Below are 16,088 nucleotides of genomic sequence, written 5' to 3'. Positions count from 1 at the left end.
CGCTATCCGCCATTTCGAACAATCCCAGTTTGAATGTAAACTCCCTTTCAAAAGCGATGAAGATGCCTAATTCGAAACGCTCGTGCTCCTGCTCGCATCCAGTTCCGCAAGAATGCATTCGTTGGACACGAACCCAGTAGAAGAGAAAACACTATGACCTCTCAAAATGTTATGGGTGCTACGAGCGTGCATGTTCAAGCATCGTCCGCGGATCCTGATTTCGGCATTCGCGCGCCGCTCCTGTCGAACGACCAGCTGAGGGCCAGGGCTGCGCAGTTTGCGGAAAGCCGCGCCCTTGATGTAACGAATTTCAAGAATTTTGATTTCTTCCAGCGCCACCGGGAGAATGAGGCCGAGATCCTGAGGGTCTACCGCGCCGCTGCCGCTGACGTCGATGCCGGCGAGAGCATTACGCCCGCCACCGAATGGCTGCTCGACAATCACTACATCGTCGAAGAGGCGATCCAGGAAGTCCGTCGCGACTTTCCGAAGAAGTTCTATCGCGAGCTGCGCAAGATTACGCTCGACGGGACGGAAGTGCCGCGCACGCTGGCGCTCGCCTGGCTCTACATGGCGCATGCCCACAGCAATATCAGCAATGCCGGCATGGCAGCCGTCACGGAAGGGTTCCAAGATAAGGAAACGCTGCGCATCGGCGAACTCTGGGCGCTACCGTCGCTCGTCCGCTATGTGCTGATCGACAACCTTCGCCGCGTCGCGTCTCATATCGACAAGAGCCGCCTGATGCGGGCAAGCGCCAATGCCGCGGCGACCCAGGCGATCGCGCTCGGCGACGCAGGCGCGGCCGATCATCTGGAGACGCTGGCTGCCAGCCTCGACGATACGACCTTCGTCACCCAGCTGCATTATCGCCTGCGCAATGCGCTCGAGCCGACCGAATCCGCGCTGAGCTGGCTTGAGAGCAAGCTTGCCGCAAAGGGGACCGACGCCGAAGCCGTGATGTCGGCGGAACAGACTCGTCTTGGCGCGGCCAATGCCCTGATGGGCAGTATCATCAAGAGCCTGCGCGAGATCAACGATACCGACTGGTCCGAATGGGTCGAAGAGGTCAGCACCATCGACAAGCTGCTCTGGCAGCAGACGGATTATGCCGAGCTCGATTCCGGTTCCCGCAACAGCTATCGCCGCCAGATCGAAAAGCTCGCAAAGCGCTCCGACAAGACGGAAATGGATATCGCCGAGGCGGCCGTGCACCTGGCTGAGCGCGCGAAGGCCGACAGCCAGGACCGTTCGGCTTCAGCCGGCAATGTCGGCTATTATTTCGTCGGCAATGGACGTCCGGCGCTCGAAACCGAGATCGGCTTCCGGCCACCGCTCGGCTTGCGCTTCATGCGCGTGATCCGCAAGCTCAACTGGCTGGCGATCGCCGTACCGGTTCTGCTGCTGACGCTGCTGGCACTGGTCATCACCGATGCCATTTTCGTTGACGCCGGCATGCCGCTTTTTGCGACGATCGTGCTGCTGCTGATGTTTGCGCTTCCGGCTTCCGAGGGAGCGACCGGCCTCTTCAACTTCTTCGCCACCTTCTTCATCACGCCCGACCGCCTCGTCGGCTACGAATTCAAGAAGGGCCTGCCGGCGGAAGCCCGCACGCTCGTCACGATTCCCTGCCTGATCGGCAAGCGCGAACATGTCGATGAACTCGTTCGGAACCTCGAAGTTCATTACCTCGCCAATGCGCGCGGTGAGATCTACTACGCGCTTTTGAGCGACTGGCCGGATGCACAAGAAGAACAGAACGCCCGCGATCTGGAAGTGCTCGACTATGCGTTGAGCAAGATTGCCAATCTGGAGGCACGTTACGCCGAAGACGGCAAGCAGCGCTTCTACCTCCTGCATCGCCGCCGCCAATATAATCCCGCCGAAGGCGCCTGGATGGGCTGGGAGCGCAAGCGCGGCAAGCTGCACGAACTCAATATGCTGCTGCGTGGCGAGCCGAATACGAGTTTCCTGCCGGGCGCCGATGTCGTGCCGCAGGACGTGAAATATGTGATGACGCTCGACAGTGACACTCGTATCGTCCGCGATACGGTGACCAAGCTTGTCGGCAAGCTCCATCATCCGATCAACCGCCCTGTCTTCGACGAAAAGAAACAGCGTGTCGTCGATGGTTACGGCGTGCTCCAGCCCCGCGTGACGCCGTCGCTGACGACAGGCAAGGATGCATCGACCTTCCAGCGCGTCTTCTCGGTCAATCGCGGTCTCGACCCTTACGTCTTTGCCGTCTCTGACGTTTATCAGGACATTACCGGCGAAGGCACGTTTACCGGCAAGGGGCTCTATCACGTCGATGCTTTCGAGGCGTCGCTGAAGGGCCGGATCAAGGAAAACTCCGTTCTGAGCCACGACCTGCTCGAAGGTTCGATGGCGCGCTGCGCACTCGTGACGGACTGCGAACTGGTCGAGGATTTTCCGATCCGTTATGAGGTGGAAGTCTCGCGCCAGCATCGCTGGGCCCGCGGCGACTGGCAACTTCTTCCCTATATCTTCGATGATCGCCGTGGCGTGACTGCGCTCGGCTGCTGGAAGATGTTCGACAATCTTCGCCGCTCGCTGACCCCGATCGCCTGGTTCCTGGCATCGGTTCTCGGCTGGTACTGGATGGACCCGCTTGGTGCGCTCATCTGGCAGATCCTGCTGATCTTCAGCCTGTTCGTTGCGCCGACCCTGTCGCTGATCAATGGTATCATCCCGCGCACCAGCGACATCATCCTTCAGGCGCACCTGCATACGGTCTGGAAAGACATCGAGAATGCCAACGCCCAGGTGGCGATGCGCATCGTCTTCATCGCCGACATTGCCTGTGTGATGGCCGACGCCATCATCCGCTCGCTCTACCGACTGTTCGTCAGCCGCAAGCTGATGCTGCAGTGGCGTACGGCCGCGAGCGCCCAGGCCATGGCGCAGACGACCATCCTCGGCCACTACAAGGTCATGTGGCGGGCTCCAGTGCTTGCCATCCTGGCATTGCTTTTCGTCATTTCCTCCGGCGACAGCGCCTGGATGGTCGGTCTTCCCTTTGTCATTCTGTGGGCGCTCTCGCCGGCTATCGCCTGGACGGTCAGCCAGACGGCGGAAACCGAAGACCGGCTCGATGTGCCGGAGACTGTCCGCAACGAATTGCGCAAGATCGCAAGGCGTACCTGGCGCTATTTCGACCACTTCGTGGTTCCCGGCCAGCATTACCTGCCTCCAGACAATGTCCAGCAAACACCGCATGCCGTCGTGGCCATGCGCACCTCGCCGACCAATATCGGCGTCTACCTGCTCTCGGTGATTTCGGCGCGTCGTTTCGGCTGGATTTCCTTTGAAGACGCGGTCAAGCGTATCGAACAGACGATCGAAACCGTCGACAGGCTCGAGAAATATCGCGGCCATCTCTTCAACTGGTATCATACAGACACCCTGAAGCCGCTTGGCCGGCGATATGTATCATCGGTCGACAGCGGCAACTTTGCCGGCCATCTGATTGCAGTATCGTCAGCTTGCCGCATCTGGGCGCAGTCGCCGCTTGCCCATATTCACACTGACCTCGATGGCATCGGCGATGTAGCGGCCATTCTTCGCGAGGTGTTGAACGAGCTTCGGGAAGCAGACAGGTCTGTCCGATCCCTTCACGATCGTCTGGATGGCCGGATCGCCGACCTCGAAGCTGCGGTTGCCACCGGCAAACGCGAGAAGGAGTTCTCATCGGGCCTGATCGAGCGGTTCGCCGGACAGGCGCGGGAAATTCGCGAACTCGCCGGCAGCCTCGACCGGGAGGTCAAGACGGCGCAGAGTGACGAGGTTGTTCATTGGGCCGAGAAGCTCGTGGCAACCTGCGAGCTTCATCAGGTGGATAAAGCCTTCGATCCTGCGCAGGTGGATGTCATCAGCGAAAGGCTGACGCGCGTCGGCAACCGTGCCCGCGAAATCGCCTTCGACATGGATTTCAGCTTCCTCTATCGCCCCGAGCGTCGGCTCCTGTCGATCGGCTTCCGGGTGGAGACGGAAGAAGTCGATGCGGCCTGCTACGACCTTCTTGCTTCGGAAGCGCGCCTGACCAGCCTGTTTTCCGTCGCCAAGGGCGATCTTCCGACGGAGCACTGGTACAAGCTCGGCCGTCACGTCGTGCCTGTCGGCCCGCGCGGGGCGCTCGTCTCCTGGTCCGGCTCGATGTTCGAATATCTGATGCCGCCGCTCGTCATGCAGGAGCGCAGCGGTGGTATTCTCAACCAGACCAACAATCTGATCGTTCTCGAACAGATGAATTATGCCCGCAAGCTCGGCACCCCCTGGGGCATCTCGGAAGCGGCCTTCAATGCTCGCGACCACCAGATGAACTATCAGTACAGCAATTTTGGCGTGCCGACGCTCGGTCTGAAGCGCGGTCTCGGCCAGAATGCCGTCATCGCCCCTTACGCTTCGCTGCTGGCGAGCCAATACAATCCGGTCGCAGCACTCGAAAACCTCAACAGGCTGCGGGCCGTCGGCGCGCTCGGCATGTATGGTTTCCATGATGCCGTGGACTTCACGCCGAACCGCGTGCCTGAGGGCAAGCAGTGCGCTGTGGTCTACAACTACTATGCGCACCATCACGGCATGTCGATTGCGGCCGTTGCCAACGTCGCCTTCGACGGCATGCTGCGCGAACTCTTCCACGCCGATCCGGTCATCGAAGCAGCGGAGCTGCTGCTGCAGGAAAAGGCACCGCGCGACATCCCCGTCATGGCGGCCAAGCACGAAACCGATGCGCCTGCCACCATCCAGGGCGATCTCATGCGCCCGGAAGTGCGCCGCCTGGAAGACCCGGCGTCGCGCGAACGCGAATTGCTGCTGCTCTCCAACGGTCGCTATTCGACCATGCTGACGGCGACAGGATCCGGCTATAGCCGCTGGAAGAACCTCTCCGTCAACCGCTGGCGGGCCGATCCGACCGAGGATCGCTGGGGTTCCTTCATCTTCCTGCGCGACACCGCATCGAACGAGTGGTGGTCCGCGACCGCCGAGCCGCGCTCGATTGCCAACGAGCACGTGCGCGTCAGCTTCAGCGACGACAAGGCCGAATTCGTCAAGACCGTCGGTGAACTGACGAGCGAGATGGAGGTCTTCGTCGCGAGCGATCACGATGCGGAAGGCCGCCGTCTGACGATCACCAATACCGGCACGGAAGATCGCGTGATCGAGGTGACCTCCTATATGGAGCCGGTCGCGACACTCGATATCGTCGATACGGGCCACCCGGTCTTTGCCCGCATGTTCCTGAAGACCGAAATTGCCGCGGCCGGCGACGCGATCGTCGTCGAGCGCCAGAAGCGTGGCCTGACCGATCCCGATGTCGCCATCGCGCAGCTTATCGTTGATACCTCAGGCGAAAACGGTCCGACGCAATATGAGACTGACCGCATGCGCTTCCTCGGTCGTGGCCGGACCTTGACCGAAGCTGCGGCTTTCGATGCCGATGCCAAGCTGTCAGGCACGGACGGTTTCACCATGGACGCCTGCGTGTCGCTGCGCCGTACGCTTCGCGTGCCTGCCGGCGAGAAGGTCAGCGTGACCTTCTGGACCGTTGCTGCAGGCGAACGCGCCGAACTCGAAGCGGCGCTCGAGCACTATCGCCAGCCGGAGAGCTTTGCCCAGGGCCTCGTCCAGGCCTGGACGAGAACGCAGAGCCAGTTGCGCCAGATTGGCGTCAACTCGAAGGAAGCGGCCGCCTATCAGCGGTTTGCCCGCTACATCATCTATCCCGACATGGCGCTGCGCGCCGACAGCAAGCTGGTTCGGGAGGGCCTCAAGTCGCAGTCCGTGCTCTGGGGCGCAACGCTCTCCGGCGACACACCACTGATGACGCTGCGCATCACTGATGAGCTCGGCACCGATCTTGTCAAGGAACTGCTGCGCGCCCAGGGCCTCCTGCAGGCCCGCGGCGTCGAGGTCGATCTCGTTATCTTCAATGAGCGCGCCGGTGAGGCGGCTGGCGAGATGCAGCGTACGATCGACCAGCTTTGTGACGCCGCGCGTCACGCCAGCGAGATTGCCGGCATCCAGCGCAACATCTACGTGTTGCGCAAGGATTTGACGACGCCGGAAGCCTATGATGCCATCATTGCCGCCTCGCGTGTCGTGTTGCGCGGCCGCGACGGCAGCCTGATCGACCAGGTGCAGAAGGCCCGCTCCGTTGCCGGCTCCCCGGCGCTGCTCGGTCAGTGGGGCGATTCCACCCTCGTTCCGAGGATGGTTCGCAACGCAGGCGATGCGACCTCGGCCGATGGCAGCGATCTCGCCTTCTGGAACGGCTACGGCGGCTTTGCGGCCGATGGCAGCGAATATGTCGTGCGCCTCTCGGGCGGCGAACAGACGCCGCATCCGTGGGTCAACATCATGGCCAATGACAGTTTCGGCTTCCATGTCTCGGCCGAAGGCGCCGCCTTCACCTGGAGCCAGAACTCGCGCGACCATCAGCTGACACCCTGGACCAACGACATGGTCACCAACCGGCCGGGCGAGGCCTTCTACCTGAAGGATCTCGATCGCGGTTCGGTCATCGTGCCCTATGCGTCGCTGGCGCAGCGTTCCGACACGCGCTTCGAGGCCCGTCATGGCCTCGGCTACTCGGTGTTCTCGACGGTTCAGGACGAAATCGCCCTGGAGGTTACGCAGACCCTGCATATGCAGAAGTCGGTCAAGCTGACGCAGCTGCGCATCCGCAACGAAGCGGGTGAGACGCGCAAGCTGCGTCTCTATGGTTATGCCGAATGGATCCTCGGCAACAACCCGACGAAGAGCAAGCCCTTCATTATCTCGAACTTCGACAGTGCGAGTGGGGCGGTCTTCGCGAATAATCCGTTCAGCGTGAACTTCGGCACGCGTGTCGCCGCATTTGCGGCAAGCGAATCGCCGTCGAGCGTTTCGACCAGCCGCCGCGAATTCATCGGCCGGCACGGAACGATCCAGCAGCCGCGCACCGTTTCTGCGGGCTCGCGTCTCTCAAACGCTTTGGATCTCGATGGTGATCCGGCAGCCGCTATGGCCTTCGATCTGACGATCGGGCCTGGCGAAGTGCGCGACATCTGCTTCTATATGGGCGATGCCGCCTCTCAGGAGGACGCGGCTGCTCTGATTGCCGAGATCCGCACCACAGGCTTCCAAGAAATTCTCGGTCAGACCCGCGATTTCTGGAAGAAGTTCACCGGCAAGACGCGTGTTTCGACACCGGATCAGCGTCTCGACTTCATGGTCAACAGCTGGCTGCCCTATCAGACCTACGGCTGCCGTATCATGGCTCGCACCGCCTTCTATCAGTCGAGCGGCGCGTGGAACCTGCGCGACCAGTTGCAGGATTCGCTGGCCTTCCTTCTGCATTCGCCGGAAATCGCCCGAAAGCAGATCCTCAACACCGGCCGGCGCCAGTTTCCGGAAGGCGACTTCCAGCATTGGTGGCTGGCAGACAGCGGCGCCGGCGTTCGCACGAACATCTCCGACGATCCGGTCTGGCTTGCCTATGCCGTCGATCAGTATTGCACGGCGACAGGCGACGGCGCGATCATGGACGAGATGCTGCCCTTCGTCGAGGGCGCGCAGCTCAGCCCCGGTCAGTACGATGCTTTCATCCAGCCGCGTGTTTCCGACAATACCGCATCGCTCTACGAGCATGCGGCCCTCGGGCTGGATCTTGCGATCAAACGCACCGGCGTCAACGGCTTGCCGCTGATGATGAGCGGCGACTGGTGTGACAAGATGGACCGGGTGGGCATGGCCGGCCGTGGCGAAAGCGTCTGGCTTGGATGGTTCCTGGCCGGCACGCTACGCCGCTTCATTGCCTATGCCGAAGCTCGTGGCGATACGCAACGTGTCAGCCACTGGACCACACATCTGGAGAAGCTCAAGAGCGCGATCGAAACGGCGGGGTGGGACGGCGAATATTACCGCCGTGGCTATTACGACAACGGCGCGCCGCTCGGCTCCAGCCAATCCGAGGAGGACAAGATCGATTCGATCGCCCAGTCCTGGAGCGTGCTGTCAGGCGAGGGCAATCCGGAACGCAGCGACATGGCGATGAAGGCCGTCCTCGACAAGCTCGTCGATGAGGAGGGCAAGTTCATCCGCCTGCTGACGCCGCCTTTCGTCAAGCCGGTCAACGATCCCGGCGTGATCAGGGCCTATCCGCCCGGTGTTCGCGAAAACGGTGGCCAGTATACCCATGCCGCCACCTGGGCCGTGCTCGCTCTCGCCCGCATGGGGCGGGCCGAGGACGCCTGGCGCGCTTTCGAGATGCTGAATCCGATCAATCATTCGCTCGATAAGTCGTCTGCAGACGTCTATCGCATCGAGCCCTATGTGATCGCCGGCGACGTCTATGGCGAAGGTGCTCTCAAGGGACGTGGCGGCTGGAGCTGGTACACGGGTTCGGCCGGCTGGCTCTACCGTGTGGCCGTCGAGGGCATCCTCGGCATCCGCTCGGAGAATGGCCGACTGCACGTCAAGCCTGTCCTGCCGGCCGGATGGGACGGCTTCTCCGCCGAACTCGATCTGCCGAGCGGGAAATATCAGGTTTCCGTTTCGAAGGTGGACTCGGATCGCTGCTCCGTGACCATCAACGGCGCGGCAGTTGATGATCTGAACGAAGGATATCTGCTGGCGGCCAAGTAAAACTCGTTGTCGGGGCAGTCTGACTGGTGTCACTGCCCCGGCGATTGTCGCGACCAGTCTCGTTCAATCCGTCGGCAGGGTGAAGACGGTGCAGGGATCAGCGATGCCGCGCAATCGGTGTTCACCCAGTGGAACCAGCCGCGTTGTCGTCTCTGCCGCGAGCGCACCTGATATCAGCACACGATGACCAAGGGACTTGCAGAGCCCTTCCAGCCGGCTGACCAGATTGACTGCGGGGCCGATGGCCGTAAAATCCAGCCGGTCGGCAGCACCGATATTGCCCCAGAGCATTTCGCCGAAATGCAGCGCCACGCCGAAGGGCAACGGGACCAGGCCCTGTGCTTGCCGTGTGGCGTCGAGATGGACCATGCCTGCACGGGCGGCAGCGACAGCGCGCAGAGATGCTTCGCAGGCCTCAGCGGGCGTTCCGGTAACGGGAAAGATCGCCAGAACTCCGTCCCCGATGAACTTCAGCACCTCGCCCCCGAAAGCATGCACTGCACCCGCAATACGATCGAACCACGCGTCGAGGGTGGCGATCATGAGGGAGGGGTCGGTCGCTTCCGAGAGCGCCGTGAAATCGCGGAGGTCAGCACAGAGCAAAGCGGCGCGAATGGTTTCACCATTGTTGCGGCCGAGCGCCCCGGCCTGTACCTGTGCGGCACTGCGTTTGCCGAGATAAGCTTCAAGAAGGGTTGTCAGAGCTGTACGGGCGGTTAGTGCCGCTAAGGGTGCCGCTGCAAAACGTGCGGCTTCATCCAGCCGCTCGGTCTCGGACGGGGTGAACGAGTGGGATCCGGCCCAGCCCATTATCGGATTGTCAGAGCCGCGACCGATCTTTCCTTCGTATGTTGGTCCAAGTCCGGCAAGCCACTCGCCCGCAGCCTTGTTGAGCGAGCTGCCGGCAAAATCGAGTGCCTCGATGACGGCGCCGGTTCCTGCCCTCCACAACCAGGTCCGGCGCGCAATGATTGGATGCGGAATGGAAAGAGTGAGAGCCCCGCCCGCAAGTGGCAGACCGTCTGCAAGCAACTGGCGGCCAAGCTCGGCTATGAATTGTTCGGGGCTGGACGAGGCACTGGCCTCATCGACCAGCCAGGCGAGGTGGGCGGGCAAATCCATCCCTCGATCATGCCATAGCGCCCGCCTGATGTCAGCCAGACGACTGCCACAGTCGGACGCGCTTTCTTCGTGAACCTGGCTTCCCGTTCAAATGATAAGCTTGGTCACTTCCTGCCGTGAAAGATATCCGGTCCCGGGTCGCGTCCCGCCGTCACTGCTTCCAGGCGGCCAAGGTAGTGAGCCCAGCCCTCGGCATGGCCGGCGCATTGCTCGACATTGGGCAAGCCGGTATGCGTCAGACGGAGGAGCGTCCCATCAGGCTGTTCGATCAGATCGATCTCGACGAGGCTCGACCCCGGTGGCACCACGTCGCTGCCATCCCAGCCGAAGCTGTAGGCCAGGCGGTGGACCGGCACCACTTCACGGAACGATCCGCGCGCGAAACGCGCACCGGTCACGTTGACGAGATAAAGCCCTCCGGGCTGGGGCTCGATATCCGCCTCTGTTCCCATCCAGCGGAGGATCTTTTCCGGATCCGTCAGCAGGGCGAACACTGCCGCAGGCGGCGCAGAAAGATGCGTTTCGCGGCGAACAACGAGGGCTTCCTGCATCGTTTTCTCCCAAAATTGGTCTGCGCCGATTGAGGCCACGACGCGGTGTCCTCAATTATTTTAGGGGGAAGATCTCTCCCAGCAAGGGCGTCGTGAGTGATCGTCTTGAGAATTATGGTTGCCGTCAGGCCTATGCAGATGACGGGTGATCTACGGATTTGCCTTTAGAAAGGCGATGAGATCGTCGACTTCGAAGCTCCACAATCCCCAGAAGCGCATCTTTGTTCCCGGGACTTTTCTGTTCGGCGCTGCCAAAAATTCGGCAAGTTCATGCTCGTTCCACACGAGCCCCTCTTCGCCGGCTTTCTTCAAGGCAGGGGAGTAGGCGTAGTCGTCTAGGCCAGCTGCCCGCCTTCCCACGACACCCTTCAGAGAGGGGCCAAATGTACTTCTGGTGTCATCGACAATGTGGCATGAAGAACAGGCCCGAAAAATTCTCGCACCACGATCTGCATCAGCCGCGAAACTATTGCTCGCAACTGAAGCTGCCGTAGTTGCCAATGCGATTGTTTTCAACGTCGTTCTAGGCCTGCGCATCGATCCTGGTGAGTTTGAAGAAGAACCGCCTTTCGTCGTCGCGCACGCACATCATCCCAGCCAGCGTGTTATCGTTCACCCGTCTGAAATGGTCGACGATCGGTTGCCTGTCGTAAACCATTGCAGCGCTTGCGACGTGCTCGAATGCCCGAACTTCCAGGGCTGCTGTCGTGCCCCGCGCGCGGAACGCCTTGTGCAGAAGCGAAAACAGGCTTCGGGCAAGGGACGTCCGTCCCAACGGCGCAAGCCTGATTGCAAGCCCGAGAGGAACGAAGCGTGGATCAACGGCCACAAGCCTCCCGGGAAGCCACTGAAAGAGCAGGGCGTCCGCTCGCCTGTCGGGGTGAAAGCGCTTGCCGAACCATCGCAAATTCTCGAGAACGCCGTCCAGTGGATGCCCCGACGGAATGCCTGCGCCTCTCCAAAGCCCGGTCATCTCAAGCGGATCGACAGGCTCGAGCGACCGGAACCAATCCGTCATGTCTTTCTGCAGGTCCGTTTGCACGGCTTCACCCTTTTTCTATGGTCACACCAGAAACGACGTAGCGCTTGTGTGCGGAGATTCCGAGGGTCGAATCCTCTCTCTGTCCGGAACTTTCGAAGTTCGTGCTGGTTGGACTGAACATAACGAGCGTCAATCGCAAGACGGTGTCCGGCAAAATAGGTGCTCACTGTAGCTTTTTCGCCCTGGCGTTGGCGATACCAATCCGCGCTCATGCGCGAAAAACTGCCCCGGGATACCTGGCGAGACACACGATTGATCGGATGCAATGAGGCCGGTTATGACCAAACTCGACAAGCAACATCGCGAACATTTGGAAACACCTCCAGGCGCCCCGGAAAACAAGGTCGGACGCGGCCCGCCTATCAAGGGGTCGAGCGAGCAAGATGCCATAAGGCCGGGCATCAACGATCCCCGACTGATGCCGATTGGCAAGCCAGGCATTCGCGTTCGCGAAGGGAAGCGATGACCTGCCTGCAGATCAACGCAGGTCGGGGGAACCGGGAGTGACACCGATGTGGACTTTGCGGCAAGTACCGTTGGCCAGGCAGACGATGCATCGCCTTTCCTGTAAGCCATTCTTGTTTGGGCTTGCCTTCGGGCTTTTCATCGCCGCTCCCCATGCTGCCATGAGCCAAGCCGGCAGCAAGGAACAACAACCGGGATGTCAGGCCGATAACCCGTCGTCAGTCGAGACGGATCGGCAGACGGAGAATGGGGGATCGGAAAGCAAGATATCTCGCTGCAAAGGCGTATTGACGCCTCCGCCGACGGGCGATCGCGGGATGGTTGAACCGGCCCCTCCAACCGGGGACATGCCGGTCATTCGACCGGGCGACACACCCCAACAGGCACCTGCGCCCAAACAACAATAGTCGGATGCCCGATATCTACGGGAACATGTCGTAACCGCCTCGCCGGAAGGACGGCCGTTCGCTGAGGCGCTCGAAATAGGCTGTAACCGCCGGTAAGCTGGGTCGTTCGATGGGCGTGTGAAACCATCTGTTGACCGAAAGGCCGATCAGGATGTCGGCCAGCGTGAATTCGTCTCCCGCTACGAAAGGTGCCGTCGTCGCGAGGGTGTTCTCCAGGATTTCCATCTTGCGATTCCAGTTCCTGGCGCTGTCGGCAATGACGGAGGGGTCGGAATAGGCGAGGTCCTTGCGCACAAGGCCCTGGAATGCACCGCGCCAGGCACTGTTGAGCTCCGTCGCTTGCCAATCCATCCATCGTTCGACGAGCGCCCGTCTCCATGGGGAGGGTGGCAGGAGATCGTCGCGGCCATTCTTGGACGCAAGATAACGGCAGATCGTATTGGACTCCCACAGGATGCCGTCATCGCTGTCGATGACCGGCACGAGACCATTCGGATTAAGCGCAAGGAATTCCGGTGTGCTGGTCGAGGCAAATCCCGTTCCCCAATCTTCCTGCACATAGTCGATGCCGATCTCTTCGCAGGTCCACAGCACCTTACGAACATTGATGGATGATTGCCTGCCAAGAACTCGAAGGGCGCCCATGATCCACTCCTAACCGGTGGGCCTTGGTTATCGAATGAAATCTTGCTTTGCACCACCAAACATGTCGCGGCGACAACAAAACCTGCACTTGTGTATGCCCGGCAATTTACCGCAGCAATTTCAGGGAGCCGGTCAGCGACCTTACCCATTTAGCCGGTCCGGCAAGACCCAGTCCATCGATCTCCTCATCGCTCAAGTCCCTGTTCGGGAACTGACGCTGGTAGTCAGTATAGTCGTGCAGTGACCGGGCAAAACCAGGAAACGGTACGATGGCGTGTTCCTCCGGCTGGTTCAGCGCCTTCAACAGGATCTGTCGGATCGTCTCGCCATCGGCCTGCAGGATCGGCACCGGTCGATTGGAGACGATATCGGTGGCCCTGCCAGCACGGTCGCTGAGCCTCTCGGCGCCAAGGAGCGGCATTTTGGCGCCTACGCCAATGCCGATGGCGCTGACTGTATTTGCAATGAGAGCGGACGGGAGTTTGGGGTCGACGACAATGGCAATGCGGATATCGGAGAGCATCTGAAAGACCTGAGATTACGATGGCGACAGCCTAAGTGATCGCAGCAGAACAATCCTGTCTGATATTGCTGTCCTTGGCCGAAACTTGGTAGGATCGACCTGCTTTGTGCAATTTGTAGGTAGATGCTTCCCATGACGACATTTGAGCCGGTTGAACTGAAAATCCTTTCGAGCCTGCAGGCCGAGGGACGACTGACAAATCAGGAATTGTCCGAGCGTGTCGGCATGTCCACATCCCCTTGCTGGCGAAAGGTGCGCCAGCTTGAAGAGGCAGGTGTGATCCGGGGTTACAAGGCCGATCTCAACCGGCGCAAACTCGGGCTCGGCGTCCTTGCCTTCATCCGAGTGAAGATAGATGGTCACAACGAGGCAGAGGCGGACGCCTTTGCCGCCGAGGTTGCACGGCTACAGGAGGTCGTCGCCTGCTACAGCATTGCCGGAGATTCGGATTTTCTATTGCAGGTAGTCTCGGCTGATCTCGATTCCTATGCTGATTTCGCCATGTCGGTCGTGCGCCGCCTACCGCGCATCAAGGAAATGCAGACCACGTTTGTTCTCAAGGAAATCAAACCGTTCGAAGGTTTTCCGGTAGGATTTTAGGAAGCTGATCCGAACTGATGATCGGTGGAAATAGCCGTCCAGCGGGTGCTGGACGGCTAGAGGGTACTGAAAAGCGGGCCGTCATGGCTTCAATATAGCTGGATCAAATATTCACATTTCAACAGATCCAGAATGATCGGTGACGCTTGCGCGAGACTTTTCGCGACGCACAATAAGTATGACAATTTGATTTGTCAGGCCGTGCCACAGTTGTTGAGCCGTTTGCCGCGATGTGTATCAAGCACAGAAGAATTCAGTTTCCAGGAAGCCGAAATTTTTAGTTTCCACCCGATTGACCGGATCGGAAACCTTGCGTTAGCTTGATTAAATCAATTTGATTGAATCAAAAAATAACAACTAAGGGAACGAAAAAATGGGACTGGATAAGAGCGTAATCCGCAGTGTTTCTGCGCGCGCCGCCTGGGCCGCGGCCACCGCCCTGACGGTGGTGATGACCTTTGGTATATCGGCTGCTTCGGCTGCCGAATCCGTGCTGACGATGCATATCGAAGAGCAGTCGAGCTGGGTGCAAAACTTCAATCCGTTCGATCTTGCCGGTCGTCGGCAGAGCACCATGGATTTCATCTATGAGCCGCTGGTCATCTTCAACGCGCAGGATGGCGGCAAGCCGGTCTGGCGCTTGGCGACAAGCTACAAGTTTTCCGACGATATGATGTCGATCACCTATGAATTGCGGCCCGGCGCGAAATGGTCTGATGGACAGCCGCTGACCTCAGCTGACGTCAAGTACACAATCGATCTGATGCTGAAGAATGCCGCGCTCGACACGGTTGGTGTCGGCGAGACCGTTGCATCCGTCGAGGCGCCGTCGCCGACGGAGGTGACGATCAAGCTCAAGGCCGTCAATTCCGACTTCCCGGAATCGCTTGCCGATCTTGCCGTCGTTCCCCAACATGTCTGGAAGGATGTTTCAGATCCGGTTGCTTTCAAGAATGAGAAGCCGATCGGTTCCGGTCCGATGACGGAAGTGCGCCGGTTCACGCCGCAGGTTTATGAACAGTGCCGTAACCCGAACTACTGGGATGCCGCTTCGTTGCATGTCGATTGCCTGCGACTGCCGCAGATTTCCGGCAACGACCAGATGCTCGCGATCCTGCCGGAAGGCAATATGGATTGGATCGGCTCTTTCATCCCCGAGATCGACAAGACCTTCGTGGCGCTCGACGCCGATCACAACGGCTACTGGCAGCCACCGGCTGAAACCGTCGCCTTCCAGATGAACTTCAAGAGCAAGGACGAGGGCAATCTGGAAGCCTACAAGGATCTGAACTTCCGTCACGCCTTCAGCCTCGCCATGGACCGTAAGTCGATGGTCGACATTGCCGGCTTCGGCTATCCCGTCGTCAACGAACATGCCTCCGGCCTGCCGCCCCGCTTTGAAGGCTGGCGCAACAAGGCTGCCGAAGGCGACAAGGATGCCTTCATGGGTTTTGATACCGAGAAGGCCAGCAAGATCCTCGACGACGCAGGCTACAAGAAGGGTTCGGACGGCTTTCGTACGACGCCGAGCGGCAAGCCGATCAATTTCCCGATCATCGTTCCCAATGGCTGGACAGACTGGATCGATGCCGTGCAGATCGCCGTCGAAGGCCTGCGCGCAGCCGGCATCAATGCTTCGGTCACGACACCGGAATACGAACAGTGGCGCAAGCAGATTCTCGACGGTAGTTTCGAGGTCGTTATGAACTCGCGTGCCGATGGGGCGACTCCATTCCGCGGCTATTACCAAAGCCTGTCGACGGCTTATGCCGGCCGCGTCACAGGTGCTCCCTCGCGCTATTCTAACCCGAAACTCGACGCGCTCTTCGATCAATATCTGAAGGCGACGTCCGATGATGATCACAAGAAGATCTTCAACGACATTCAGCTGCTGGTGGCCGAAGATTTCCCCGTCGTGCCTGTCTTCAATGGCCCGACCTGGTATCAGTTCTCCAGCAAGCGCTTTATCGGCTGGGTAACCGACAAGGACCCGGTCATGAACCCGGAAGATCACGATAACAACCGGATGCGCCTCATGCATCTGCTCCGCCTGAAGCCGGTCCAATAAGACCGGCGAGGCAAGG

10 protein-coding genes are annotated in these 16,088 nt (G+C 60.0%); 4 read left to right on the top strand and 6 right to left on the bottom strand.

Going from position 1 to position 16,088, the window contains the following annotated elements; translation table 11 throughout:
- Positions 1–171 precede the first annotated feature (171 nt).
- Positions 172–8,649: a glucoamylase family protein gene (locus tag FHT93_RS27115; protein ID WP_246781751.1), complete on the top strand. Its 8,478-nt coding sequence runs from the start codon at positions 172–174 to the stop codon at positions 8,647–8,649.
- Positions 8,650–8,712: 63 nt separating this feature from the next.
- Here the strand turns inward: FHT93_RS27115 and FHT93_RS27110 are convergent, their stop codons facing one another.
- The 4 genes from FHT93_RS27110 to FHT93_RS27095 all read right to left on the bottom strand — a co-directional run bounded on the left by FHT93_RS27110 (position 8,713) and on the right by FHT93_RS27095 (position 11,340).
- Complete coding sequence (locus tag FHT93_RS27110; protein WP_113014312.1) at positions 8,713–9,771, bottom strand: adenylate/guanylate cyclase domain-containing protein; 1,059 nt, start codon at positions 9,769–9,771, stop codon at positions 8,713–8,715.
- Between the two features lie 104 nt (positions 9,772–9,875).
- Entirely contained in the window at positions 9,876–10,322 is a 447-nt protein-coding gene (locus FHT93_RS27105; protein ID WP_112545319.1) for an SRPBCC family protein, read from the bottom strand.
- A gap of 150 nt (positions 10,323–10,472) precedes the next feature.
- Positions 10,473–10,859, bottom strand: a complete 387-nt coding sequence (locus FHT93_RS27100) for a cytochrome c family protein (RefSeq protein WP_113014310.1) — start codon at positions 10,857–10,859, stop codon at positions 10,473–10,475.
- Positions 10,846–11,340, bottom strand: coding sequence for a DUF4334 domain-containing protein (locus FHT93_RS27095; RefSeq protein ID WP_113014308.1), 495 nt, complete (start codon positions 11,338–11,340; stop codon positions 10,846–10,848). The genes FHT93_RS27100 and FHT93_RS27095 overlap by 14 nt, the downstream gene beginning before the upstream one ends.
- 301 nt (positions 11,341–11,641) lie before the next feature.
- Between FHT93_RS27095 and FHT93_RS27090 the strand changes: the two genes are divergently transcribed.
- Complete coding sequence (locus tag FHT93_RS27090; RefSeq protein WP_113014307.1) at positions 11,642–11,830, top strand: hypothetical protein; 189 nt, start codon at positions 11,642–11,644, stop codon at positions 11,828–11,830.
- A gap of 421 nt (positions 11,831–12,251) precedes the next feature.
- Here FHT93_RS27090 and FHT93_RS27085 read toward each other — a convergent pair whose 3' ends face one another.
- Positions 12,252–12,881, bottom strand: a complete 630-nt coding sequence (locus tag FHT93_RS27085) for a glutathione S-transferase (protein WP_113014305.1) — start codon at positions 12,879–12,881, stop codon at positions 12,252–12,254.
- Positions 12,882–12,987: 106 nt separating this feature from the next.
- Entirely contained in the window at positions 12,988–13,404 is a 417-nt protein-coding gene (locus FHT93_RS27080) for a DUF2000 domain-containing protein (RefSeq protein WP_112970308.1), read from the bottom strand.
- 132 nt (positions 13,405–13,536) lie between these two features.
- Here FHT93_RS27080 and FHT93_RS27075 point away from each other — a divergent pair, with 132 nt between their 5' ends.
- Together FHT93_RS27075 and FHT93_RS27070 are read left to right on the top strand one after the other, a co-directional pair.
- Complete coding sequence (locus FHT93_RS27075; protein WP_112970431.1) at positions 13,537–14,004, top strand: Lrp/AsnC family transcriptional regulator; 468 nt, start codon at positions 13,537–13,539, stop codon at positions 14,002–14,004.
- 373 nt (positions 14,005–14,377) lie between these two features.
- Entirely contained in the window at positions 14,378–16,072 is a 1,695-nt protein-coding gene (locus FHT93_RS27070; RefSeq protein WP_112970309.1) for an ABC transporter substrate-binding protein, read from the top strand.
- The last annotated feature ends 16 nt before the right edge of the window (positions 16,073–16,088 follow it).

The organism is Rhizobium sp. BK379, from assembly GCF_014193955.1.
Lineage (GTDB): Bacteria > Pseudomonadota > Alphaproteobacteria > Rhizobiales > Rhizobiaceae > Rhizobium.
The sequence above is the reverse complement of the archived record's forward strand: the minus strand, read 5'-3'. Positions and strand labels throughout refer to the sequence as shown.

Excerpts from the sequence above, each read along its gene's own strand:
- FHT93_RS27105 (WP_112545319.1), bottom strand. The coding sequence starts at position 10,322 with ATGCAGGAAGCCCTCGTTGTTCGCCGCGAAACGCATCTTTCTGCGCCG.
- FHT93_RS27075 (WP_112970431.1), top strand. The coding sequence starts at position 13,537 with ATGACGACATTTGAGCCGGTTGAACTGAAAATCCTTTCGAGCCTGCAG.
- FHT93_RS27070 (WP_112970309.1), top strand. The coding sequence starts at position 14,378 with ATGGGACTGGATAAGAGCGTAATCCGCAGTGTTTCTGCGCGCGCCGCC.
- FHT93_RS27110 (WP_113014312.1), bottom strand. The coding sequence starts at position 9,771 with ATGGATTTGCCCGCCCACCTCGCCTGGCTGGTCGATGAGGCCAGTGCC.
- FHT93_RS27100 (WP_113014310.1), bottom strand. The coding sequence starts at position 10,859 with ATGCGCAGGCCTAGAACGACGTTGAAAACAATCGCATTGGCAACTACG.
- FHT93_RS27115 (WP_246781751.1), top strand. The coding sequence starts at position 172 with ATGGGTGCTACGAGCGTGCATGTTCAAGCATCGTCCGCGGATCCTGAT.
- FHT93_RS27090 (WP_113014307.1), top strand. The coding sequence starts at position 11,642 with ATGACCAAACTCGACAAGCAACATCGCGAACATTTGGAAACACCTCCA.
- FHT93_RS27085 (WP_113014305.1), bottom strand. The coding sequence starts at position 12,881 with ATGGGCGCCCTTCGAGTTCTTGGCAGGCAATCATCCATCAATGTTCGT.
- FHT93_RS27080 (WP_112970308.1), bottom strand. The coding sequence starts at position 13,404 with ATGCTCTCCGATATCCGCATTGCCATTGTCGTCGACCCCAAACTCCCG.
- FHT93_RS27095 (WP_113014308.1), bottom strand. The coding sequence starts at position 11,340 with ATGACGGATTGGTTCCGGTCGCTCGAGCCTGTCGATCCGCTTGAGATG.